The following is a 22,341-nucleotide window of genomic DNA, read 5'->3' on the forward strand; positions in this document are numbered from 1 at the left end:
ACCCAATTGTCCAAATTAACCAAAGGCTCCTTTACACTACCGGGAGAATCCGGTTATGAGGAACTGACGCTGGAACTTGCCGATCGCTGGGGTGCCGATGTGATTCGAGACAGTGACGGTACAAAGTTGTCCGATGAGATTATCAATGCCGGATATGGCATCTATTCAACCATTTGCATTATTCGGGATCATAATGAGTGGGCATCCCGTAATCTGGATAAACTGCAGCAATGTTTTCTCATTACGAATCCGAAGGTCGCTGTACAAGATTATATATCCATCTATCTGATGGAGGATTTCTTCGCTGAACAATTCAGGGTGAATGATTCCAAAGAAGCGTTTAAATATTGGCAAGTTTATGATCGAACGACTGGGGAAGAGGTACCTAGAGGACAGTGGAATTATGAAAGGGAATCTGGCAATGTTGTCATTACTGGCGTTGCTCCTTGGCATAAATACACGGTGAGTTTCATGGTTTATCGGATATGGGAAGAGATTTCCATGTACAATCACACGACGAATAATTGGGACAAAGAGCATTTGATGCAGATTGACCCGATCAATACAGACACCCAAACCTATTTGCTGGATTGGATGGAAAAGTGGTGCCAAGAACACCCGGAAACAACGGTTGTACGTTTTACGTCCCTATTTTATAACTTCGCCTGGATCTGGGGCAGTGATGAGCGGAATCGCCATCTGTTCTCGGATTGGGGTTCATACGATTTCACAGTAAGTTCGAGAGCGCTGGATCTGTTTGCTCAAAAATATGGGTATTCACTCTCCGCCGAAGACTTTGTGAATGGCGGTAAATATCAGGTCACTCATATGCCTGCGGATCAGCGCAAACTGGACTGGATGGCATTTATCAATGATTTTGTCATTGAATTCGGTAAAAAGTTGATTGATATTGTGCACAAACATAACAAGCTGGCGTATGTCTTCTATGATGACAGCTGGGTAGGCATGGAGCCGTACAATGATCGCTTTGAGGAATTTGGATTCGACGGCATGATCAAATGTGTGTTCTCCGGTTATGAGGCTAGAATGTGCTCAGGTGTTAAGGCTGATACCCATGAGATTCGCTTGCATCCCTACTTGTTCCCAGTTGGCTTAGGTGGGCTTCCTACCTTCAAGGAGGGCGGAGATCCTACCCTGGATGCGAAGAAATATTGGATTAATATCCGGCGTGCGCTGCTGCGTGAGTCGATAGACCGGATTGGACTGGGTGGATATTTGCATCTGGTTGAGCCTTACCCGGACTTTGTGGATTATATCGAGAAGATTGCCCATGAATTCAGGGAAATGAAAGAGCTGCACCAAGAAGGAAAACCGTATCAGATCAAAACAAAGGTAGCCGTGCTGCATAGCTGGGGCAAGTTAAGATCGTGGACCTTGTCCGGTCATTTTCATGAAACGCATATGCATGATCTGATCCATGTGAATGAGGCCTTATCCGGGTTGCCGATTGAGGTCCAATTCATTGATTTTGAAGATATTCGTCAAGGCGTATTGAAAGATGTGGATGTCGTCATTAATGCGGGTTCCGCTGGTTCTGCCTGGAGTGGCGGAGCACACTGGAATGACCACCAATGTGTAGACATCCTGACGCAGTGGGTGCACGAAGGCGGTACCTTTATGGGGATCAACCAGCCTTCAGCGGTCCACGGGTACGACACCTTTTTTAGAATGGCGCATGTGCTTGGGGTAGATGAGGATACAGGTGCAAGAGTTGTTCATGGAAAATGGTCGTATGAGGTTAGTGATGAGTATGGTTTGGTGCCTGAGGGGGCCAGCATACTTCCGAAAAATAACATTTATCTTACTGATGGATCAGCAGCTGTAGTGAGTGAAACGGATGGTCAGATCACACTGTCCACACATGCTTTTGGAAAAGGAAAAGGGATCTACCTGCCTTCCTTCGAATTCAGCTGGGAAAATACAAGACTACTTCTGAATTTGATTCGATTTGCAGGCAATGAATTCCATGAAACAAAGTACATCACGGATAACTTGTATACCGAGTGCGCGTACTACCCTGAGAGCAACATATTGGTTGTGATCAATAATAGTGATCAGGTTCAGTCCACGACGATCAATACAGAGCATGGAAAACAGACCGTGGAATTGGAGCCGTATGATACGGTGATCACCAAAATTGGTTTAACAAAATCGGTATCCCCATAGAATAATGACTCGATAGACCGTATTCCTTAACCAGGGAGCGGTCTATTTTAGTTATTAGGGCGTGTCTGAAAACTCTGAAGAAAGCAGATTTTATCGCACGGATCCTACTGTATAGTGTTAACACTATCTAGTAGAATATTTAAATAAGGATAGGGATCATGAGCCCTAATATATTATTGGTTTCATCTTTTTAAAGGAGAGAGTGCCCTAATGTACAGTTATAAATTGTTGGACAAAATAAGCATGGAGACACTTCACGAGGCTTTTGTGGATGCGTTCTCCGACTACCAGGTTAAAATGGATTTGCCTTTTTGGAAGTTTCAACAAATGCTCCAACGACGGGGTTATCACCCCGAAATATCTATGGGAGCCTTTAAGGATGAGAGAATGGTCGGATTTGTTATCAATGGACTTCGAAGCTGGAATGGAAAGCCAACTGCATACGACCTTGGGACAGGTGTTGTAAAAGATTGCAGACGGCAGGGCATTACAAGCGATCTGCTCTTGAATATTCAAAAGCTGTTAAAAGAAAAAAATGTAGAGCACTATTTGCTGGAAGTCATCCAATCCAACGAATCTGCAGTTCAACTGTACAGTAAACAAAACTTCAAAATTCAAAGGGAATTTTCATGTTTCCAGTTGCAAAAAGATCAATTCATACCGCAAACGACCTCCACGGTGGAATGTGTGGAGAGAATCGATTTGGAGCAGTTTAAGGAATTTTGGGATGTGGAGCCCTCCTGGCAAAATTCAATTGATTCCATCTACGCTGTACCGGAGGCTTTTATCTATGTGGTAGCACGTCAGGATCACAGCATTGTTGGTTATGGCATTATAGATCAAAAAACAGGTGATATTCCACAGCTTGCAGTGAACCAAAATTACCGGGGCAAAGGTATTGCAAGCAGCATCCTGACAGAGATGGTCCAACGCACAGAATCGCCTAGAATCAGTGTCCTCAATGTGGAGTCTCATCTGAAACCGATTCAAGATTTCCTCCTGGTCAAATCAGGTTTTGCATATCATGTGGGCCAGTACGAAATGCTCTTGAAATTATAACGTGATCGTCGTTTCGACGTAGGATCAGATCGGGTTCATACGAAAATATGTGGGGTGTTAGCGTCTGTCTTGTTGGACCAGTTGAACGGGAGGTTGAATAAAGGCTTCCCGGAAATCCTGGATTGCAGTATCCAACCCATCCTGTACTCGTTATAATAATGTTGATATATGACATGGTTAGAGGAGACAACGATAAGACATGAGCCGCAAGACATACTGTAAGCGTATTCAGTTTCTGGATGATTGGAGTCTCAAAACCAAGTTGTACATATTGTTCATTTTTTGTGTGCTGGTCCCGGTCCTGGTCACAAATACCGTGTTTTACCAAAGTATCAAAGGTAACATTGAAGAGAAGGAGCATAGCCGATTCAATGAAATGCAGCAAAGGATCAAGTTCAACCTGCGGAACAGTATAGACAATAGCTTGTATGTGTCCAATTTTCTCTATACCGATGGAACGCTGAACCGGTTCATGGAGTTCAAGTATCGCGATCAGGAAGACTATTACTCTGCCTACTATGATATGCTTAGCAACAACAATCTGGTCAGGTACTATTACAGCTACCAGCAGGTGAATCAAATTACGTTTTATGTTGGCAATGATACCTTCGTCAATGGAGGAAACTTCATTAAGCTGGATGATGAGGTGAAGAAAAGTGATTGGTATCAAGCACTGATGAACACGAGCGACCATATCATGATCTATTCGTATTTTGACAAACAACAGGCGGAGATGTCGCAAAGTCAGGGAGGACGCAAAGTAAGCATTATTCGTAAGCTGGATTACTTTGGGGAGCAGCAGGTTGAAAAGGTGTTAAAGGTTGATCTGGACTACGCTTTTATCAACAAATCGCTTAAAAATGAGGGAGCAAATGGGAAGGTGTATGTCGTTTCAGATGGCAGGGTCATTTTCTCGAACGATTCAAAAATGAATCAGACGCGCAAGCCATTTAATCTGATTGCAAACAGTCCAATTGACCCTGTTCAATCCATGCAATCGATTCCCGTCGTATCCGAGGATTGGCAGATTGTCGTCAGCACGGAGAAATTGGACGTTCTGTCGGAGATTGTTAATTCAAAGCTTAATTTGACTCTACTAATCATTCTTAATCTGTTGGTGCCGACACTGCTAATCTGGTTGATATCCAGATCACTGGTCATCAGAGTTGATCGGATAGCGAAGCACCTGGATCAAGTGAAGCAGGAGAAATTTGAAGTGATATCGGGACCTGTGGGCAAGGACGAGATCGGCAGCCTGACCCATAGTTATAACATGATGGTCATCAAGATTAAGAACCTGATTGAGATTGTGTTTAGGGGTCAGGTGGAGCGGCAAGCCCTTGAACTTTCCAAAAAGCAGGCGGAGCTGAAAGCCCTTCAGAGTCAGGTGAATCCCCATTTCATGTTCAACACGCTTGAAACGATCCGTATGCGGAGCTTGATCAAGGACGAGCTTGAAACCTCCGATGTCATTCATAAACTGGCACTGCTGTTACGTCAGACGATCAATTGGGGCGACGATCTGATTACAATTGCAGAGGAAATCAATTTTGTGGAGAGTTATCTGAGTATCCAGCAGTATCGCTTTGGCGAAAAGCTGCAATTCGCAATCCGGATCACAGACGAATCCATAGCTGCCATGATGATACCAAAGCTCACCGTCCTCACCTTTGTGGAGAATGCTTGTATCCATGGCATTGAGGGGACGTCGAATAATGGGGTCGTGGAGGTATTATTCGAAATTCGAAGTAAGGATCTGTACATTTCCATTCGAGATACCGGAGTCGGTATGGATCAGGACAAGCTGGCCTCGCTCCGCAAAATGATGCAAGACCCGAGTATGGATCGGATGAGCGAGCTTAGCAGCATTGGTATGATGAATGCATATATTCGGCTGCGGATGTATTTTGATGATTTTGTTCAGGTGCACATATTCAGTGAAAAGGGGAAGGGAACAACGATTGGCATTCAAATTCCTCTTATGCAGGCATCTCAAGAATAAGGAGCGAGGATATGATCAACGTGCTGATTGTGGACGATGAGCCATTTATTCGCCAAGGACTTCTATTGTTAATTGATTGGGAGTCTTACGGATTTCAGATTTGCGGTCAGGCTTCCAATGGCATGCAGGCATTGGAGTGCATTCGCGCTATGCAGCCCGATCTGGTGATTTCCGACATTAAGATGCCGGAAATGGACGGATTGCAGCTTGCCCAAACCTTGTACGAGCAATATAGCGGTGACATCAAGCTGATTCTTCTAAGTGGATTCTATGAGTTCGGATATGCCAAGCAGGCAATTAAATACCAGGTAGATGACTATATTCTCAAGCCTATTGTGAAGACCGAACTGGTTCAGGTGCTTGAGGAGTTCAGGGTCGCATTTAATGCGCGGACGGAAGAGAAGCGATATCAGCAAAAAAAAGATCGGATTATTATGGCTCAGCATATGCAGTCAATTTTGCTTGGGGTGGCTGAGGAGGATGCTGTTACGAGTCTGCAGCCCCACTATCAAGATGCCGGCATACTGCGTTGCATCCTGATTGAGGCGGAAGCTGGTCCAGAACAGGGAACGGATTGGTGTGCTCGGGTTGAGGCATGGGTGGGCAAGCCCTTTCCGGGACAAATTTTGAAGCCATTCACAGGTGATAAAAATGCGGTTCTGCTCATTGTTACGGACCTGATGGTGAGCCGTGAGGCAGTGACCTTGGAGCAATATTTGACCCGGTTACATGCCGATCTGAGCCATGGTCAAGAGGCGGCTATTGCTTGTTATGTCGGGAAGGAAGTACATGAGTTGGAGGCGCTGCACGAGTCTTATCAATCCTGCGGCATAATGAAAAGCTTACGTTTCTTCACCACTTGCAGGCCCATTTATTACTTCGAACTTATGGATACGACTTTATTTGTTAATCGGCCGGGACAGTTCGAAAAACAATTGTTTGATGGGCTAGTTAAGTCTATTGAGGAACAGCAGACGGATGAGTTATACAGTCATGCAACGGCGATTTTTCAATTTTTTCTGGATGAGCGAATCGAGCCTGGTATTGTCCGCATCCACTTGCATTATTTGGCATACACATTGCTGGATCTCGTGAATAACGATACGGTTACTCCAGATTCCACGCTGATGGAATCGACTTTTCTGAAGGTGAACTACGCGATGTTATCCATGGAGGAAAACATTGAACATTTATGCGAATTTTCGCTCATGTGCGCAGAGAAACTGAAGGAGCAGCTAAAGTCGAATGCAATGGGCGTATTAGCCAAAATTGAGGCTTTCATTCACGAGCATTACAGAGAAAATATCAGCCTGAAATTGCTCGGGGAGCAGTTTTACATGAATAGTGCATATCTGGGTCAGATTTTCAAAAAGCATTTCTCAATCAGCTTCAGTGATTATTTGAATCAATTGCGTATTGAGGAAGCCGCCCGGCTGTTGCGCAGAACAGATCAAAGAGTATACGAAATCGCAACAATGGTGGGATATCGGGATTCCGATTATTTTATTAGCCGGTTCGAGAAACTCATGGGGGAGACTCCTGCACAATATCGTAAAAGTGCCCATGCTGCGTACTCTCTTGATTAACATCCTGCACTCCTTGACGGAGCGGCGGGATATTTTTTTTCGCAGATGCTGGAATTAGTGGGATTCCATCTATAGTTTATCCCGTTGAGAGGGGCATGGAAGCATGATAATTTTAAGTCAGCCTTTGGAAAGCGCTTTCCAAAAAGCTTCTGTCAATATAATCGATGGAGGGGTCATGATGAAAAAGGATGTCAGAAAAAGAATCAAGTATAGTGCTCTGCTCGCTTTAATACTGGTCATCGCACTCACTGGATGTACACCGGGATCGTCCTCGAAAGGGGAAAAGACAGCAGATGGAAGGGAATTGAAACAATTTTCCGCATTTTTTGCCGTACCGGGAAAAATTGCGCCTGACGATAATCGGGTGTTAAAGGCTATTGAGGAGAAAACAGGCGTCAGAGTAACGATGGACTGGCTTACGGGCCAAACAGCCAAAGAGCGGATTGGTGTACTCATTGCAGGCGGCGAATATCCCGATTTTATCGATGGGAGTGATGGTACTCAGCAACTGGTAGCAGCAGGGGCGTTAGTACCACTTGAGGATTACATCGATAAATATCCCAACATCAAAAATTACCTGGGCGAAGACTGGAAGAAGATGAAAAATACGACGGATGGACATATCTACTTCATTCCTCAATTCGGCAATATACAAGAGAAATCGATGAAAGTATCCCATGACGGAGAAGCATTCTGGATTCAGAAGGCCGTACTGGAGTGGGATAATTATCCGACAATCAAAACGCTTGACCAATACTTTGACTTGATTGAACGGTATAAAACAGCTCACCCGACCGTTGATGGTCAGCCAACAATTGGATTTGAAATTATCTCCTATGACTGGCGTTATTTCGCACTGGAGAACCCTCCGCTCTTCATGGCCGGTTATCCTAACGAAGGCGCAGCCATCGTTGATAAAGAAACGCTGACGGCTAAAAACTACAATACCATTCCTGAAGCGAAAGCATATTTCAAGAAGATCAATGAGGTATATCATCAAGGCCTGGTCGATAACGAAACCTTTACAGCAAACTATGATCAATATATCTCCAAAATTTCAACCGGACGTGTGCTGGGCATGGTGGACCAAGGATGGCAGTTCCTTGACGCCGAGGCATCACTCGTGAAACAAAAATTGTATGACAAAACCTATGTACCGTTGTCCATTACACTCTCCGAGGATGTTAAAGGGCGCTATCAGAACAATCCAATCCTTAACGTAAATGGCGGCTTGGCCATTACAAAGAGCTGCGAGGATATCGAGGGAGCACTTCAATATATTAATGATTTGTTGGACCCTGAGATGGAAGTATTGAGAACCTGGGGACAGGAAGGCGTGGATTATCAAGTCGATGACAAAGGCGTGTTCTCCAGAAATGAGGAGCAACGTGCGAATTCCAAAGATCCTGACTGGGTGCTGGCGAACACGGGAAGCCCGTTGGTCTATTTCCCGCATCATGAGGGCATGACCGCTGACGGGAAGAATGCACTTGACCCTAAGGAGCAGCCGGAGGAGTACCTTGCCACATTGAATGACATCGACAAAAAAGTGCTGAAGGCCTACGGATTCACGAAATTTACCGACTTCCTTGAGCCTGCGGAGGAAAATGAACCGTGGTTCCCAATCTATACCTATAATTTCGAACCAAATAAACCGGAGACCATCGCCAGACAGAAGATGGACGATGTAAAACGCAAATGGCTGCCAAAAGTGATTATGACTTCACCAGCCGAATTTGATAAAGCCTGGGAAGAGTATCAAGCCACACTCAAGGAAAGTGCAGATATTAAAGCGTATGAAGATGCGCTGACGGAAGAAGTCCGCAGACGTATGGAACTGTGGGGGTAAAGTCCTGTCACACAGAATGGCTATGGGGAACCCCGTAGCCTTTCTTACACGCTAGATTTGGAGATTGGATAGGAATGGAATCGATTCACCCAGACTGGGTGATATAGATAAACTCGTAAGCAAGGAGAGAAAAAACATGGCCAAAAAGGAGTTGCAGCCTTCGTTAAAAACCAGCCATATCCCAGCGGGAACAAGCTGGATCGGGTACAACCTGTCCAGAATGAAAAGTCAGCGACAATTAATGTGGATGTCATTTCCGTTTATTGCGTTTATCGCTATTTTTGCGTATGGACCATTATGGGGCTGGTTGATGGCGTTTCAGAATTATAGACCGGGCATTGGTTTTATGGAGCAGGATTGGGTGGGGCTGGATCATTTTCGAACGTTATTCACGGACCCTACATTTTTACGTGTCATTCGCAATACGCTGGCGATGAGCCTGATCAGTCTGTTTCTGGGATTTGTCGGCTCAATTGGTCTGGCTCTCTTATTAAATGAATTGCGGATGATATTGTTCAAACGTGTGGTACAGACGGTTTCCTACCTTCCTCATTTCCTGTCGTGGATCATCGTAACAGGTATTGTTGCGAATGTATTATCAACGGAAACAGGAATAGTGAATGTGCTGTTGACGAAATTGGGCCTGATTGATGCACCGATCAATTTTTTTGCCGAACCCAAATACTTCTGGGGGATTGTAGGTCTGTCCAGCATGTGGAAGGAAATCGGATGGGGCACGATTATTTATCTGGCGGCCATGGCGTCGATTAATCCAAGCCTGTACGAGGCAGCTTCCATCGACGGAGCCGGACGGTTTCGTAAAATGTTCAATGTCACACTTCCAAGCATCAAACCAACGATTATTATCCTGCTTATCATCAACGTTGGTAACGTACTGAACGCAGGTTTTGAGATTCAATACTTGCTGGGGAACGGACTTGTGCAGGATGTATCCGAGACAATCGACATTTTTGTTTTGAAATACGGGATTAATCTCGGCAACTACTCACTTGCTACCGCAGCAGGCATTTTCAAAAGTGTGGTCAGTCTGGTGCTCATATTTATCGCCAACGGGATTGCCAAGTCTCTTGGTGAAGAGCGATTGATATGATAAGGGGGCAGAGCTGTGAAGCGATTTAGTAGAAAACGAAGCTTGGGAGATTCTATTTTTTCCATCACCAATGGCATATTTATGTTGCTTGTCATGGTGGTTACGTTATATCCTTTTTTAAACACTATTGCCGTATCTTTCAATAACGGGCTGGATACGATCCGCGGGGGGATCTATCTCTGGCCGAGGGAATGGACGCTGCAAAATTACGTCTCCGTATTCCAGAATCCGAATCTGACACAAGCCGCATTTATTTCGGTTGCCAGAACTGTGGTAGGAACGGTTGTACAGCTGTTCTGTACAGCCATGCTGGCCTATGTGCTGAGCCGCAAGGAGTATATGTTTAACAAATTGGTCACGACACTGTTCGTCATGACGATGTATTTCAGCGGCGGCTTAATTCCGGGATACATGCTGATCAAACAAGTGGGGCTGCTGAACAGCTTCTGGGTATACATTATTCCCGGCTTGATCGGAGTGTTTAACATGATCGTCATTCGTACCTACATTCAGGGACTGTCGGAGGGATTGATTGAATCCGCGAAGATGGATGGAGCCGGAGATTTTCGGATTTTCATGCGTATCGTGCTTCCCTTATCCAAGCCGGTTCTGGCTACGGTTGCACTGTTTATTGCTGTAGGTCAGTGGAACTCCTGGTTTGACTCCATGTTGTACACGGCGGGAAATCGTAATTTGACCACCTTGCAGTATGAACTCATGAAATTGTTATCCTCTGCGACCTCACAGGGGGGAACCGTCAACGTGGATTCATTCAAAAATGTAACCAACATGGTGACGCCTGTGTCCATTCGGGCAGCAATCACGGTTGTGACGGCAATGCCGATTGTTTTACTGTATCCGTTCTTGCAAAAATACTTTGTGACTGGACTAACCATTGGAGGGGTAAAAGAATGAAAAATGCAAATCAAAGCGAACAATGCACGTTTAACAATCCGATTATGCCCGGGTTTTATCCAGATCCGTCCGTATGCCGGGTGGGTGAAGATTTTTATCTGGTGACATCAACATTTGCTTATTTTCCTGGCGTTCCTATCTTTCAGAGCCGTGATCTAGTGAATTGGAAACAGATTGGCAATGTGCTGGACCGTCCTTCGCAATTAAATCTTCAGGGAGCAGGCCATTCACAGGGGATATTCGCTCCAACGCTTCGGTATCATGAAGGCACCTTCTATATGATTACAACCAATGTATCACATGGCGGCAATTTTGTTGTAACCGCTACCGACCCGGCTGGGCCATGGTCAGATCCTTATTTTATTGAAGGCGCAGAAGGCATAGACCCTACGATTTTCTTTGATGACGGCAAAGCGTATTACCTTGGTACACGTCCTTGTTCTGAGGGAGTTCGTTATAATGGCAATTGGGAAGTTTGGTTGAGAGAGCTTGATCTGACGAATATGAAGCTGGTGGGAGACAGTTACGTTCTGTGGCGTGGGGCGATGGTGGATGTCATCTGGCCGGAAGGCCCGCATCTGTATAAGATCGATGAATATTACTATTTATTGATTGCAGAGGGAGGCACAGGGCCAAACCATGCGGTGACCATTGCTCGTAGCAAAAGTTTGACCGAAGGATACGTCGGGAATCCGAATAATCCAATCATTACACATCGCCATTTGGGTAAACGTTACCCTGTTGTTAATGTAGGACATGCCGACTTGGTGCAGGCTGAGAACGGTCAATGGTTCATGGTCATGTTGGCTTCGCGTCCATATGGAGGGAGCTTTAGTAATCTGGGGCGGGAGACGTTCCTTGCTTCTGTCGTTTGGGAGGACGGATGGCCTGTTGTCAATGAGGGCCGCGGAATCCTGGAGGAGCAGGGCACGTTGGATTTGAAGCCTGTTCCGGTAGAGCCGCAACTGCGTTTTGACCATTTTGACAGTGATAAACTGGGCTTGCAATGGATGTTTCTGCGCAATCCTCAGGAAGATCTCTATTCATTAACCGAACGCAAAGGATACTTGCGGCTGAAGCTGAAACCGCAAACATTGAAGGAAAAAGAAAACTCCAGCTTTGTTTGTCTGCGTCAAAGGCATATGGATTATGTCGCAGCTACAGCGATGGAATTTGTGCCCGGGAATGCAAACGAAACTGCTGGTCTTGTCGTCATTCAGAACGATCTGTATCACATACGGATTGAGCGTGCTCTGACCGAGAACCAGCAAGTGCTGCGTGTGGTGACCGTTATAGATGGTCAGGATACCCACATTGCGCAAGTCGCGCTGGATGATGAAGTATCACGAGTGTATATCAAACTGGCCGCGACAGGTCAGCAACTAAGCTTCTACTACAGCACGGATGGAAGTCAGTATCATCTGGTGGCGGAACAGGTGGATACAAGCAGCTTGAGCACTGAAGTAGCTGGCGGCTTTGTTGGCTGCTGTATCGGAATGTTTAGCAGCAGCAACGGTACTTCATCTGATCAGGTGGCTGACTTTGACTGGTTTGAATATGGTTCATATAAATAATATTTAGATGACAGAATAACAGTAAGAAAGCTCAATCCAGTGGCGGTATTCCAGGGATTGAGCTTTTTTTCGTTTTTTTTTGCTAAAGGGAAAACTGCGGGAGAGTAGGGGACGCGTTACAGCTTATTGATTAGTTTCATATGTTGAGTTTTTAATGATGTTAACTATTTTACGCTGAGCATCCTTGGCCTCCGGAATTGGATAGAGGACAAAGACATGGTTCATTTTGGGGTAAACGTAGGTTTGGTGATCGATTCTTTGATCCGTCAGCAGTTTGTCGAGCTTCATATTATCAGGAAACAAGCCCTCGTGAGTCCCGATAAAGATGCTGATTTTGCCCAGACCGGCGAAATCTCCGTAGATTGGACTGATTAACGGATCGTTCAACGGTTTGTCAGCTGCCCAGATCCGCCGGATGACATCATACCCTTCCACAGCGAGCATAGGGTCGCGGGTCTCGTAATCGAATATGACCGGATTGTCCAGCACCATATCCACACAAGGTGATAACAAGATGATATCTTTGGGCTGCGGGAGATCATGCATCTTCAGATAATGGGCCAAGGCAAGGGAGATGTTCCCGCCTGCGGAATCGCCCATAATGGTGAGCTGTGCCGGGTCGTCCACGGAGGCAAGCAGATTCCGATATAGATTGAGCAATTTCGGATATGTGTGTTGATAATTAAAATGCGGAACCTTTGGATAGATGGGAGCAACAACTTTGGCATTCAGAGCCTTAGCCATGCGGTCCATGAATTTCCAGTGTAAAGATAGCGGCTGGTGTGTATGTGCCCCGCCATGAATGTAGAGAATTACCCTCTGTTCACGTGAATGCTGATCGTTTAAGGTGAACACCTGCATGTCTTCATGGGAGCGCTCTTTGATGGAAGATGACAGTTTTGTTCTACCCAAGGTATAAGGTTTAATGTTTTCCAAGCCCATATGATCCAGGTGTTTGCGGGTAAGCTCTCGTGTTGAAAAAAATTTCTTGGTATCTAACGTTCCGATATATTTCTCGAATAGAAAGCTCGTCAACGAGCGTTTATGATTATGGATATACATGTTCATTGAGGAATCACCCTTCCTGATGGAGTTCAGATATACGATCTGTGGAGACTATAAGTAAAGTATAAAGGTTGAAGTGTACTTCAAGGTCAATCTTAATTTTTCCGTCAAACCGTTTACGGTTAGAGTAAAGCATGGTACCCGTTCTATGTTATGATATTTGCATCTTCAAAAGTTCGATTGAAGGGGCATAGCGTATGAATCAGAGCATACAACAGTTTAAAGCGGATTTTTTCAAAGCGTTGGCACACCCGATGCGAATTCAGATTCTGGAGCTGCTGAGTGAAGGAGCCAAGAATGTGAATGAACTGCAAAGTATTCTGGGATCGGAAGGCTCTGCCGTTTCACAGCAACTGGCTGTATTGCGCAGCAAAAACGTTGTCCACGGAATCAAAGAAGGGACAACCGTCACTTATTCGCTGCGTGATCCGCTGATTAAGGACCTGCTGGCAGTCACCAAACAGATTTTTGACAATCATCTGGTTGATGCCATTTCCATGCTGGAAGATATTCGTAGAGAGTCCTGACACAATAAACAAGAGCAACTGGATGTAATCACCGGAGGTTCTTGTTTTTTTGTGTTAGTTCCCGTTGGAATTGTGCGTAATCCGATTGACAGGACGTATGCAGGGGAGTAGTCTTTTAAATATATTCAAATATTCAAATATATGAAGAAAAGAAGGTTTTTGTACATGAGATGGATGGGGAGATATGCAGGGTATAATGCTGCCGCTTTTCGCAAGGATCTGTTATCAGGGCTGATTGTAGGTATCATTGCGATTCCACTCGGTATGGCATTTGCCATCGCTTCCGGGGTCAAACCGGAGTATGGATTGTACACCACTGTAATCGCAGGGATTCTCATTTCCTTGCTGGGTGGGTCCAAGTTCCAGATTGGCGGGCCAACGGGGGCATTCATTCCAATCCTCTTTGCCATTGTGATGCAGTATGGATATGAGAATCTGCTGATTGCCGGAATGATGGCCGGCTTGATGCTTGTACTTATGGGCGTATTCAAGCTTGGGGCGTTAATCAAGTTTATTCCAAGGCCGGTGACTATCGGTTTTACGGCAGGGATCGCCGTCATTATTTTTAGCGGACAAATTACGAACTTCCTGGGACTTCGAGGCATCGAGAAACACGAGGATTTCTGGTCCAATATGAAAGAAATCGGGATGCATATCTCAACGATTAATATATACAGTGTGCTTACAGCTGGAATCTGTCTGGCTGTTCTTCTGCTTGTGCCCAAGTTTGCACCAAAGGTGCCTGCATCACTGGTGGGGCTGGTTCTTTCGACGGTAGTCGCGGCGTTCTTTTTTGAAGGGCAGGTGGCTACGATCGGTTCGTCCTTTGGCGCCATACCTAACGCTTTGCCTCAGTTTCATATGCCTGAGATCACTTGGGAGCATATCGTGAACTTGCTGCAACCCGCTTTTGTCATTGCCATGCTGGGTGGAATTGAATCGCTGCTGTCGGCTGTTGTTGCCGATGGCATGACCGGAAGTCGGCATAACAGCAATCGAGAGTTGATTGGGCAGGGAATTGCTAATATGGTGACGCCGTTATTTGGTGGTATTCCTGCAACAGGAGCGATTGCACGTACAGCAACAAATATCAAATCCGGCGCAGTATCGCCGTGGTCTGGCGTGATTCACGGTGTAGTGGTTTTGCTGGTACTTGTTCTCTTTGCGCCATATGCATCCCACATTCCTCTTGCCAGTATGGCTCCCGTTCTCATGCTGGTTGCTTGGAATATGAGTGAACGAAGATCCTTCATACATGTCATGAAAACCAAAACGAGCGATTCACTCGTTCTGCTGATTACCTTTTTGCTGACCGTATTTACAAGTTTAACAACGGCTGTAGAGGTTGGGTTGATTCTGGCTGTTCTTTTATTTGTTAAACGCATGAGTGAGATGTTGAAGGTTGCCAAAGTACTGCCCGATCCCGAGCATAAACATGAGAAAGTTATGGCCCACATGGTTCGGGAAGGACATGACTGTCCGCAAATAAGCCTATATACAATTGAAGGGCCACTGTTTTTCGGGGCAGCGGATATGTTTGAGAAGTCGGTCATGGATTCGATTCATCGGCGACCAGGCACTCTGCTGTTGCGCATGGGCAAGGTGCCTTTTATGGATACAACAGGTGAATCCAATCTGGCCCGTGTTGTCAAACATATGGAGAGATCCGGGGGCAGAGTTTTACTTTCAGGCATTCAGGCGCAACCGTTGGAAATGCTGAAGAGAACAGGTTTGATTGAACGGATTGGTTCGGATCATATGTTTGAGCACACGGGTGAAGCTATCAATTATGCATTGCAGCATCTGGATGTTCAGAAATGTAAGGGGTGCAAACATTTTGCCTTCCGTGAATGTGCTGCATTGTCGAGAGATGGAGCTATAGGAGTCTAAAGAGTATTTGTTTATCAAAATATATATTCTGGAAAATAAATAAAAAATATACTATGTTATAGGTTGATAGGTGAAAGGATTACATCGTTCATCAGATGAGAAATAATCATATTAAACCGAAGGAGCAACCATATGTCCATTCAACCGACTGCTTTACGTTCAGTGCTTAACCCCAGGTACCTGGAGTCTGCATTGAGTAATCAATATGACATTGGAACATGGGAAGAATGTTTGTTTTGGCTTAGAGGATTGAATGATACTTACCGGATTCGCACGTCCAGTGGCATGTACATTCTCCGTATCTACCGCACTGAAATCACGGAGGCAGATGTTCAGTATGAGCTTTCATTATTGTCTCAACTGAAGAACGTTCTAGGTTCTGCGGAACATACCGACATTGGAGAATACATCGAGAAGAAAGATCATACGGGATATACGGTGTTGGAGGCTGCGGAAGGCAAGCGGGTTGCTGTGATGTTTCGGTATATTGAGGGTACGGAGAACAACCTGGAGGATGAGGAGTCTTGTTATGCCTTTGGCCAATCTGCGGCTGAATTGCATGAGGCTATGGATCAGGTGAACATGGAGCTGCCACGATATGAGCTGGATCTGAAGTTACTTATTGACGAACCCCTTGAGCGAATTATCCACTATATCGGTGAGAACAATGAAGCAGCAGCATTTCTCCATACGTTTGCCACAACGTTAAAAGAACGCATCGTTGCCACTTCCAGACAAGACCTGGACTTTGGTCTGTGCCATGGCGATATGCATGGGAATAACAATGTGTTTCAACAGGAACATCAGTTCATCCATTATGACTTCGAGTGGGCAGCCAAAGGCTGGCGTGCCTATGATTTAGCTCAAGTGAAAGTTCGAAAAAGACAGTCTGATGAGCGAAAGGCAGCATTATGGGATGCGCTCATGGCAGGATATCGTTCAGTCCGAAGTTTCTCTGCCGAAGATGAGCAGGCGGTTGATCTCTTTATTGTTGCTCGCCGATTCTGGGTGATGGGACTAGATGTTGCTTTTATTGAGAGTGATATGGGTGCGCTGGACTATGGTTCGGATTGGCTGGATAGTTTCGTGGAAGAGTTCCGGGAAGCAGATATCGTTAGTTAATCATTCAATGAAAAAGAGAATATAGTCACCATCATCATGCCGCCATTCTGGCGGTTTTTTTAGTTTGAATGAACGTACATGCCTGTTGTAATACGTTTACTCAGCGAATTCAACAGGCTTGTCATTGAATTTGTACCCGACACCCCGAATTGTACGGATATAGTGTGGCTTGGCCGGATTTTGTTCCAGCTTCTTCCGCAGATTATAGATATGTACCATAACTGTATGCGTATCGCCCATATGCACATCATCCCAGAGCAGAGAGAAAAGCTGTTCATTTTTGTATACGCGGTTAGGGTTCTTCGCGAGATGGAACAATAATTTGAATTCCTTGGCCGACAAAGCAATGGGTTTGTCACCGACGAGTACACGATGAGTGGCTGGGTCGATGAGTAGTTGATCAAATACCAGCGTTTCATCCACCTGTTCCTCTTGTTTCTGTGGCATGTTGTTTCTCCGAATATGAGCCTTGACTCGTGCAATCAGCTCAATTGGACTAAATGGTTTGGAGATAAAGTCGTCCCCTCCCAGCCCAAGTCCGATGACTTTGTCTGTGGCTTCATCCTTACAACTTACGAACAAAATAGGCACATTACTCGTTTTACGAATCTCGCTACAGATTTGAAAACCATCCATCCCAGGCAACAGCACATCCAGGAGTACAAGATCAGGTGAATGCTCCTGTGCAGCTCGAAGTGCCTCCACGCCAGTGTATGCAGATATAGTCTGAAAACCTTCCCGTTTCAAAGACATCGTTAACAATTCATTGATTTCATGATCATCATCGACAATCAAAATCGTGTTTTTCAAAGACATACGGCGTTCATTCTCCTTATGTATATCGCTTTGGTCAAAGTCCGTATCCTTCCAATCGTTCGTCGAAAGTCCTCGATGTATTCTGTTTCAAGTATCGCATGTGGACCGGGATAAGTCGATTGGATACATAAAATTTGATATGAAATTGAGGTTAACTTGAATTTCAATTTATGGTCTTGATGATTAGGCTCCTTCTATAATTATTGATATTAAACTTGGGCGTTCCAAGGTTGAGCTCTGGAGGGAGATAGGTCTAGTGAATGGAAATGGGGGGAATCACCTGAAATGGGTGTTGTGGAGTGTGGTACTGCTTGGTGCACTGGTAATCAGTGGATGTTCATCTGACACTGCGCCAGACCAGATCAGAGAAAAGACGCTTGGAAGCTCATCAAATGAAGTCATCGTGGGAGCTGTATGGCCTTTTGAGAAGCAGAATGAACAATTTCGTGAAGGACTTCAGTTGGCGCTGGAGCAGATTAACAAAGAGGGTGTTCTGGGAGGGAAAAAAATTAAATTGCTGGAGATGGACGATGGCGCTTCCACGACAAAGGGCATGGCCATCGCGCAGCAATTCGCCGATAATCCCTCCGTCAGTGCGGTCATTGGGCATCGGGGTTCTTCCGTAACCGTACCGGCTTCACGCATATATGCCAATGCGGGCATTGTACTGTTGTCTCCGGCATCGACCTCGCCCAAACTGACCGATGTGAGCAGTCCTTATATTTTTAGAAATATACCGAATGATAATCAGATCGGGCAATCCCTTGCCCTGTATGCTGCGGGCACGAAACATGAGAATATCGCAATTTACTATACCGATGACGAGTATGGTAGAGGGCTCGCGAATGCATTTGAACGTCAGGCTACCCTATCCGGACAGAATGTGGTTGACCGCGTATCCGGTTATAAGGACGGAGCCGACATGATGCGGATTGCGAATAAATGGGAAACACTGGACACGGATCTGATCATGGTCGCGACTAGGGCTGACGAAGGCATTACGTTTGTCAAAGCAATCCGTGCGGCGGGTATGGATACCCCTATCATTGGGGGAGATGCGCTTGATTCGGCTGAGTTTGCACAAGGCGGCGGGTCCGTAGAAGGCACAATCGTCGCTTCCGTATACGATGATCAGGGACAATCGACCGTCAATCAAGATTTTCGATCAACCTACATTGAACACTATGGTAAGGCACCGGACAAATGGGCAGCACAGGCATATGATTCACTGAAATTACTCGCTGCGGGTATAGAAGAAGCAGGTTCACGAAGTCCGAAAGCGATAGCAGAAGCTTTGTCCGACCTTACATCTTGGGATGGGGTTACGGGGGAACACTTTTTTGATACCCAGGGTGATGTTCAGGGAATGAGCATTGTAATGAAGAAGTTACAGCAGGGCAAATTTCAGACCCTGAATGAGACGCCCGTTTCAGATTCATCACGAGATTCAGCGAAAGGGGGAGGTCAGGATGAATAAACAGGTTTTTCGAAAAGTAGCCCTTGAGCGGCTGTCTTCTCCTGAACAGCTGGATAATCTGGTACGTGTCACCTCTCCCCGCGGCTGGTTGATGCTCATCGGAGCAGGTTTAATTCTGGCAGCTGCGCTGTATTGGGGAATCTTTGGCACCATGACCACGAGGGCAGAAGGACAGGGTGTATTGATTCGGCCGGGCGGCCTAAAAACGGTACACACCTCTTCAGAAGGCGCAATCTCCGATATTGCAGTGGTGGAGAATGATACGGTTCAGCAAGGAGAGGTGATTGGTCGGATCGAGCAACCGGCATTGCTTGACCAGATCAGGCAAACGAAGCTTGCTATCACCAATCTGCAAAGTGCCTCATCTCAAGGCAAGTCAGGGCGTGTTGCGGAGCTGGGCAAGTTAAAACAGCAGCAGGAGCAGCAGTTACTGAACTATGAGTACCAGACTCAAGTGGTCAGTCCTTACACAGGAAAGGTCACCGAGGTGTTAGTTAAGAATGGGATGTATGTGGGTGAAGGAACGGAGATGTTCCGGATGGAGACCTACGGGTCTCAGACGGATGAATTAATAGGGGTTATGTATGTGCCCGTAAATCAAGGCAAGCAGTTACTTCCGGGCATGGAAGTCCGTGTCTCGCCAAGTACCGTCAATCGTGAAGAATATGGCTCCATGATCGGGCAGGTCGTATCGGTATCTGAATTTCCCGTAACGGTACAGGAGTTACAGTCTACATTGGGTAACGAGGGTCTTGTGGAGCAGATGGCCTCGCAAGGTCTCTCGCTGGAAGTGCGCGTGAATCTCTCGCCTAACTCGGAGTTGTCGAGTGGATATAACTGGACAACGAAACAAGGTCCGCCTGTGCGTCTGAATAGCGGAATGACGGTGGATGGAACCATTACGGTTCATTCGCAGCGACCGATTGCAACCGTCATTCCCTATTTCAAATGAGGAGTCAATATATTCGAACAGGCATAGGGAGGATGATGGAGTAGTGGCCCCAAGAAGAGTGAAAACGCCGACGGTATTACAAATGGAAGCTGTAGAATGCGGAGCTGCCTCACTGTCGATCGTACTTTCCTATTACAAAAGTTTCATTCCACTGGAGGAGCTTCGGATATCCTGTGGCGTGTCCCGTGATGGCAGTAAAGCGAACAATATTCTCAAGGCAGCAAGGCAATATGGAATGGAAGCCAAAGGGTACCGTAAAAATCCCGAGGATCTGAGAAACATGCCATGGCCGGTCATCATCCACTGGAACTTCAATCACTTTCTAGTATTGGAGGGCATTCAGAAGGATCGGGTGTTCCTCAATGATCCGGTTACGGGCCCACGGGAGATTACCTTTGAGGAATTGGATCAGTCGTTCACGGGTGTTGTACTGACGATGAAGCCTGCGGAGGGTTATGTCCCACAAGGCAAAACGTCAAGTCTGCTTAGCTCTCTCTCCAGTCGAATCAAAGGTTCGGAGAAGGCACTGGTCTATGCGATTATAGCAGGATTGTTTCTGGTTCTGCCCGGTCTGGTCATTCCGGTGTTCAGCAAAATCTTTATTGATCAGGTGTTGCTGGGACATCTGAACAATTGGTTATTCCCGCTTCTGGTTGGTATGGGAATAACGGCGCTACTGCGTGCATTGCTCATTTGGCTGCAGCGCTACTACTTGCTCAGACTGGAGATGAAACTGGCTTTAAGCTCATCCAGTCGTTTTTTCTGGCATGTACTCCGGTTGCCGATTGAATTTTTTTCCCAACGGCATAGCGGAGACATCGCATCAAGGGTGGCCATCAATGATCGGGTCGCGCAGCTGTTGTCAGGACAGCTGGCAGTCGCTGCACTGAATTGTGTCATGATTCTGTTTTATCTGCTCCTCATGTTGCAGTACAGTGTATTGCTAGCTGTAGTTACGGTAGGGGTATCCCTGCTTAATGTTATATTCATGCAATTCATCACGCGTAAGCGCAACGATCAGAATCTGCGCCTGTTGCAGGAAAGCGGCAAGATGCAGGGTGTCTCCATGAATGGACTTCAGGTTATTGAGACGTTGAAGTCCAATAGCTCTGAGTCTGATTTTTTCGTCAAATGGTCAGGTTATCAGGCAAAACTGTTGCAATCCAATCAGCAATTTGGCGTATCCAATCAGTTTCTGATGTCTGTTCCCACACTGTTGACCAGTCTGGGGGCTGTTGCCGTGTTATTTTTTGGCGGTTTTCAAGTCATGGACGGGGCGTTGACCATTGGTTCGTTGGTCGCTTTTCAAAGTCTTGCGGCAAGCTTCAGTCAGCCTGTGAATGAGATGGTCATGCTGGCAGGAACGATTCAGGAAGCAGGAGGAAGCATGAAACGTTTGGATGACGTGTTGCAATATCCGGTGGATCGTCAGATTCAATCGGATCTGGATGAAGCAGACGAACAGAAGGACAGTGCCAAGTTATCCGGTCAGGTACAGATCAGTAATCTGACATACGGATACAGCAAGCTGGAGGCACCGTTAATTGATCAGTTTAATCTGTCTATTCAGCCAGGTATGAAGGTGGCTCTGGTTGGCGGTTCGGGCAGCGGAAAATCCACGATTGCAAAGCTGATTGCCGGAATATATGAACCGTGGGAAGGTGATATTCGATTTGATGATCTGCGTCGGGATGAGATCTCCAGGCATCGGATGGGCAATTCCCTGGCCGTTGTGGATCAGGAGATTGTGCTGCTTGAAGGCACGATCAAGGAAAATATTACATTCTGGGATGCAACGATTCCAGAGACGGATGTCGTTCGTGCAGCCAAAGATGCCGTCATTCATGACCATATCGCAGAACGTAGCGGTGGGTATGACCACATGATTTCGGAGAATGGCGGTAACTTCAGCGGAGGACAGCGGCAGCGGCTGGAAATAGCCAGAGCCCTTTCAGGCAATCCGTCGATTTTGATCCTGGATGAGGCGACGAGTGCACTTGATCCGGCAACAGAGAAATTGGTCGATGACAGTCTTCGGCGCAGAGGTCTGACCTGTATTACGGTGGCTCACCGTTTGAGTACCATCCGGGATGCCGATGAGATTATTGTACTGGAACGCGGGAAGATAATTGAACGGGGAACGCATACGTTTTTGATGGAGCAAAACGGATATTACACCCGTCTTATTCAGAGTCAGTAACAGGGTTGC

16 protein-coding genes are annotated in these 22,341 nt (G+C 46.1%); 14 read left to right on the forward strand and 2 right to left on the reverse strand.

Annotated features, from left to right (window positions below):
• Window positions 1-6 precede the first annotated feature (6 nt).
• The 8 genes from gnpA to BS614_RS07900 all read left to right on the forward strand — a co-directional run bounded on the left by gnpA (window position 7) and on the right by BS614_RS07900 (window position 12,283).
• Window positions 7-2,187, forward strand: a complete 2,181-nt coding sequence (gnpA, locus tag BS614_RS07865) for a 1,3-beta-galactosyl-N-acetylhexosamine phosphorylase (RefSeq protein WP_074093554.1) — start codon at window positions 7-9, stop codon at window positions 2,185-2,187.
• Window positions 2,188-2,397: 210 nt separating this feature from the next.
• On the forward strand, window positions 2,398-3,246 hold the full coding sequence (locus BS614_RS07870; protein WP_074093555.1) for a GNAT family N-acetyltransferase: 849 nt from the start codon (window positions 2,398-2,400) through the stop codon (window positions 3,244-3,246).
• A 199-nt stretch (window positions 3,247-3,445) separates the two neighbouring features.
• Entirely contained in the window at window positions 3,446-5,248 is a 1,803-nt protein-coding gene (locus BS614_RS07875) for a cache domain-containing sensor histidine kinase (RefSeq protein ID WP_074093556.1), read from the forward strand.
• A gap of 11 nt (window positions 5,249-5,259) precedes the next feature.
• Entirely contained in the window at window positions 5,260-6,834 is a 1,575-nt protein-coding gene (locus tag BS614_RS07880) for a response regulator (RefSeq protein ID WP_074093557.1), read from the forward strand.
• Between the two features lie 175 nt (window positions 6,835-7,009).
• Window positions 7,010-8,683 carry an extracellular solute-binding protein gene (locus BS614_RS07885; protein ID WP_244898287.1) on the forward strand — a complete coding sequence of 558 codons (1,674 nt, stop codon included), beginning with the start codon at window positions 7,010-7,012 and terminating at the stop codon, window positions 8,681-8,683.
• 136 nt (window positions 8,684-8,819) lie between these two features.
• Window positions 8,820-9,794 (forward strand): ABC transporter permease, encoded by a 975-nt coding sequence (locus BS614_RS07890; protein WP_074093559.1) that lies wholly within the window; start codon window positions 8,820-8,822, stop codon window positions 9,792-9,794.
• Between the two features lie 15 nt (window positions 9,795-9,809).
• Window positions 9,810-10,709 carry a carbohydrate ABC transporter permease gene (locus BS614_RS07895; RefSeq protein ID WP_074093560.1) on the forward strand — a complete coding sequence of 300 codons (900 nt, stop codon included), beginning with the start codon at window positions 9,810-9,812 and terminating at the stop codon, window positions 10,707-10,709.
• Window positions 10,706-12,283 carry a glycoside hydrolase family 43 protein gene (locus BS614_RS07900; RefSeq protein ID WP_074093561.1) on the forward strand — a complete coding sequence of 526 codons (1,578 nt, stop codon included), beginning with the start codon at window positions 10,706-10,708 and terminating at the stop codon, window positions 12,281-12,283. The genes BS614_RS07895 and BS614_RS07900 overlap by 4 nt, the downstream gene beginning before the upstream one ends.
• A gap of 123 nt (window positions 12,284-12,406) precedes the next feature.
• Here the strand turns inward: BS614_RS07900 and BS614_RS07905 are convergent, their stop codons facing one another.
• The gene (locus BS614_RS07905) at window positions 12,407-13,351 is read right to left on the reverse strand and encodes an alpha/beta hydrolase fold domain-containing protein (RefSeq protein ID WP_074093562.1); all 945 of its coding nucleotides are present in this window, start codon (window positions 13,349-13,351) and stop codon (window positions 12,407-12,409) included.
• A 194-nt stretch (window positions 13,352-13,545) separates the two neighbouring features.
• On the opposite strand from BS614_RS07905, the gene BS614_RS07910 reads away from it, so the two are divergent.
• From BS614_RS07910 to BS614_RS07920, 3 genes are all read left to right on the forward strand, one after another.
• A complete protein-coding gene (locus tag BS614_RS07910) occupies window positions 13,546-13,875 on the forward strand; it encodes an ArsR/SmtB family transcription factor (protein ID WP_074093563.1) in 330 nt (109 codons plus the stop codon).
• Window positions 13,876-14,040: 165 nt separating this feature from the next.
• Window positions 14,041-15,765 (forward strand): SulP family inorganic anion transporter, encoded by a 1,725-nt coding sequence (locus tag BS614_RS07915; protein WP_074093564.1) that lies wholly within the window; start codon window positions 14,041-14,043, stop codon window positions 15,763-15,765.
• Window positions 15,766-15,897: 132 nt separating this feature from the next.
• A complete protein-coding gene (locus BS614_RS07920; RefSeq protein WP_074093565.1) occupies window positions 15,898-16,887 on the forward strand; it encodes a phosphotransferase in 990 nt (329 codons plus the stop codon).
• 96 nt (window positions 16,888-16,983) lie between these two features.
• Here the strand turns inward: BS614_RS07920 and BS614_RS07925 are convergent, their stop codons facing one another.
• Window positions 16,984-17,703 carry a response regulator transcription factor gene (locus BS614_RS07925; protein ID WP_076253775.1) on the reverse strand — a complete coding sequence of 240 codons (720 nt, stop codon included), beginning with the start codon at window positions 17,701-17,703 and terminating at the stop codon, window positions 16,984-16,986.
• Window positions 17,704-17,959: 256 nt separating this feature from the next.
• Between BS614_RS07925 and BS614_RS07930 the strand changes: the two genes are divergently transcribed.
• The 3 genes from BS614_RS07930 to BS614_RS07940 are packed head-to-tail and all read left to right on the forward strand — an operon-like array spanning window position 17,960 to window position 22,332.
• Window positions 17,960-19,180, forward strand: coding sequence for an ABC transporter substrate-binding protein (locus BS614_RS07930; protein WP_074093566.1), 1,221 nt, complete (start codon window positions 17,960-17,962; stop codon window positions 19,178-19,180).
• Window positions 19,173-20,132, forward strand: a complete 960-nt coding sequence (locus BS614_RS07935) for an NHLP bacteriocin system secretion protein (protein WP_017690598.1) — start codon at window positions 19,173-19,175, stop codon at window positions 20,130-20,132. The genes BS614_RS07930 and BS614_RS07935 overlap by 8 nt, the downstream gene beginning before the upstream one ends.
• A 43-nt stretch (window positions 20,133-20,175) precedes the next feature.
• Entirely contained in the window at window positions 20,176-22,332 is a 2,157-nt protein-coding gene (locus tag BS614_RS07940; protein WP_074093567.1) for an NHLP family bacteriocin export ABC transporter peptidase/permease/ATPase subunit, read from the forward strand.
• Window positions 22,333-22,341 lie beyond the last annotated feature (9 nt).

Origin of the sequence: Paenibacillus xylanexedens (assembly GCF_001908275.1) — a bacterium.
Taxonomy (GTDB): Bacteria; Bacillota; Bacilli; order Paenibacillales; family Paenibacillaceae; genus Paenibacillus; species Paenibacillus xylanexedens_A.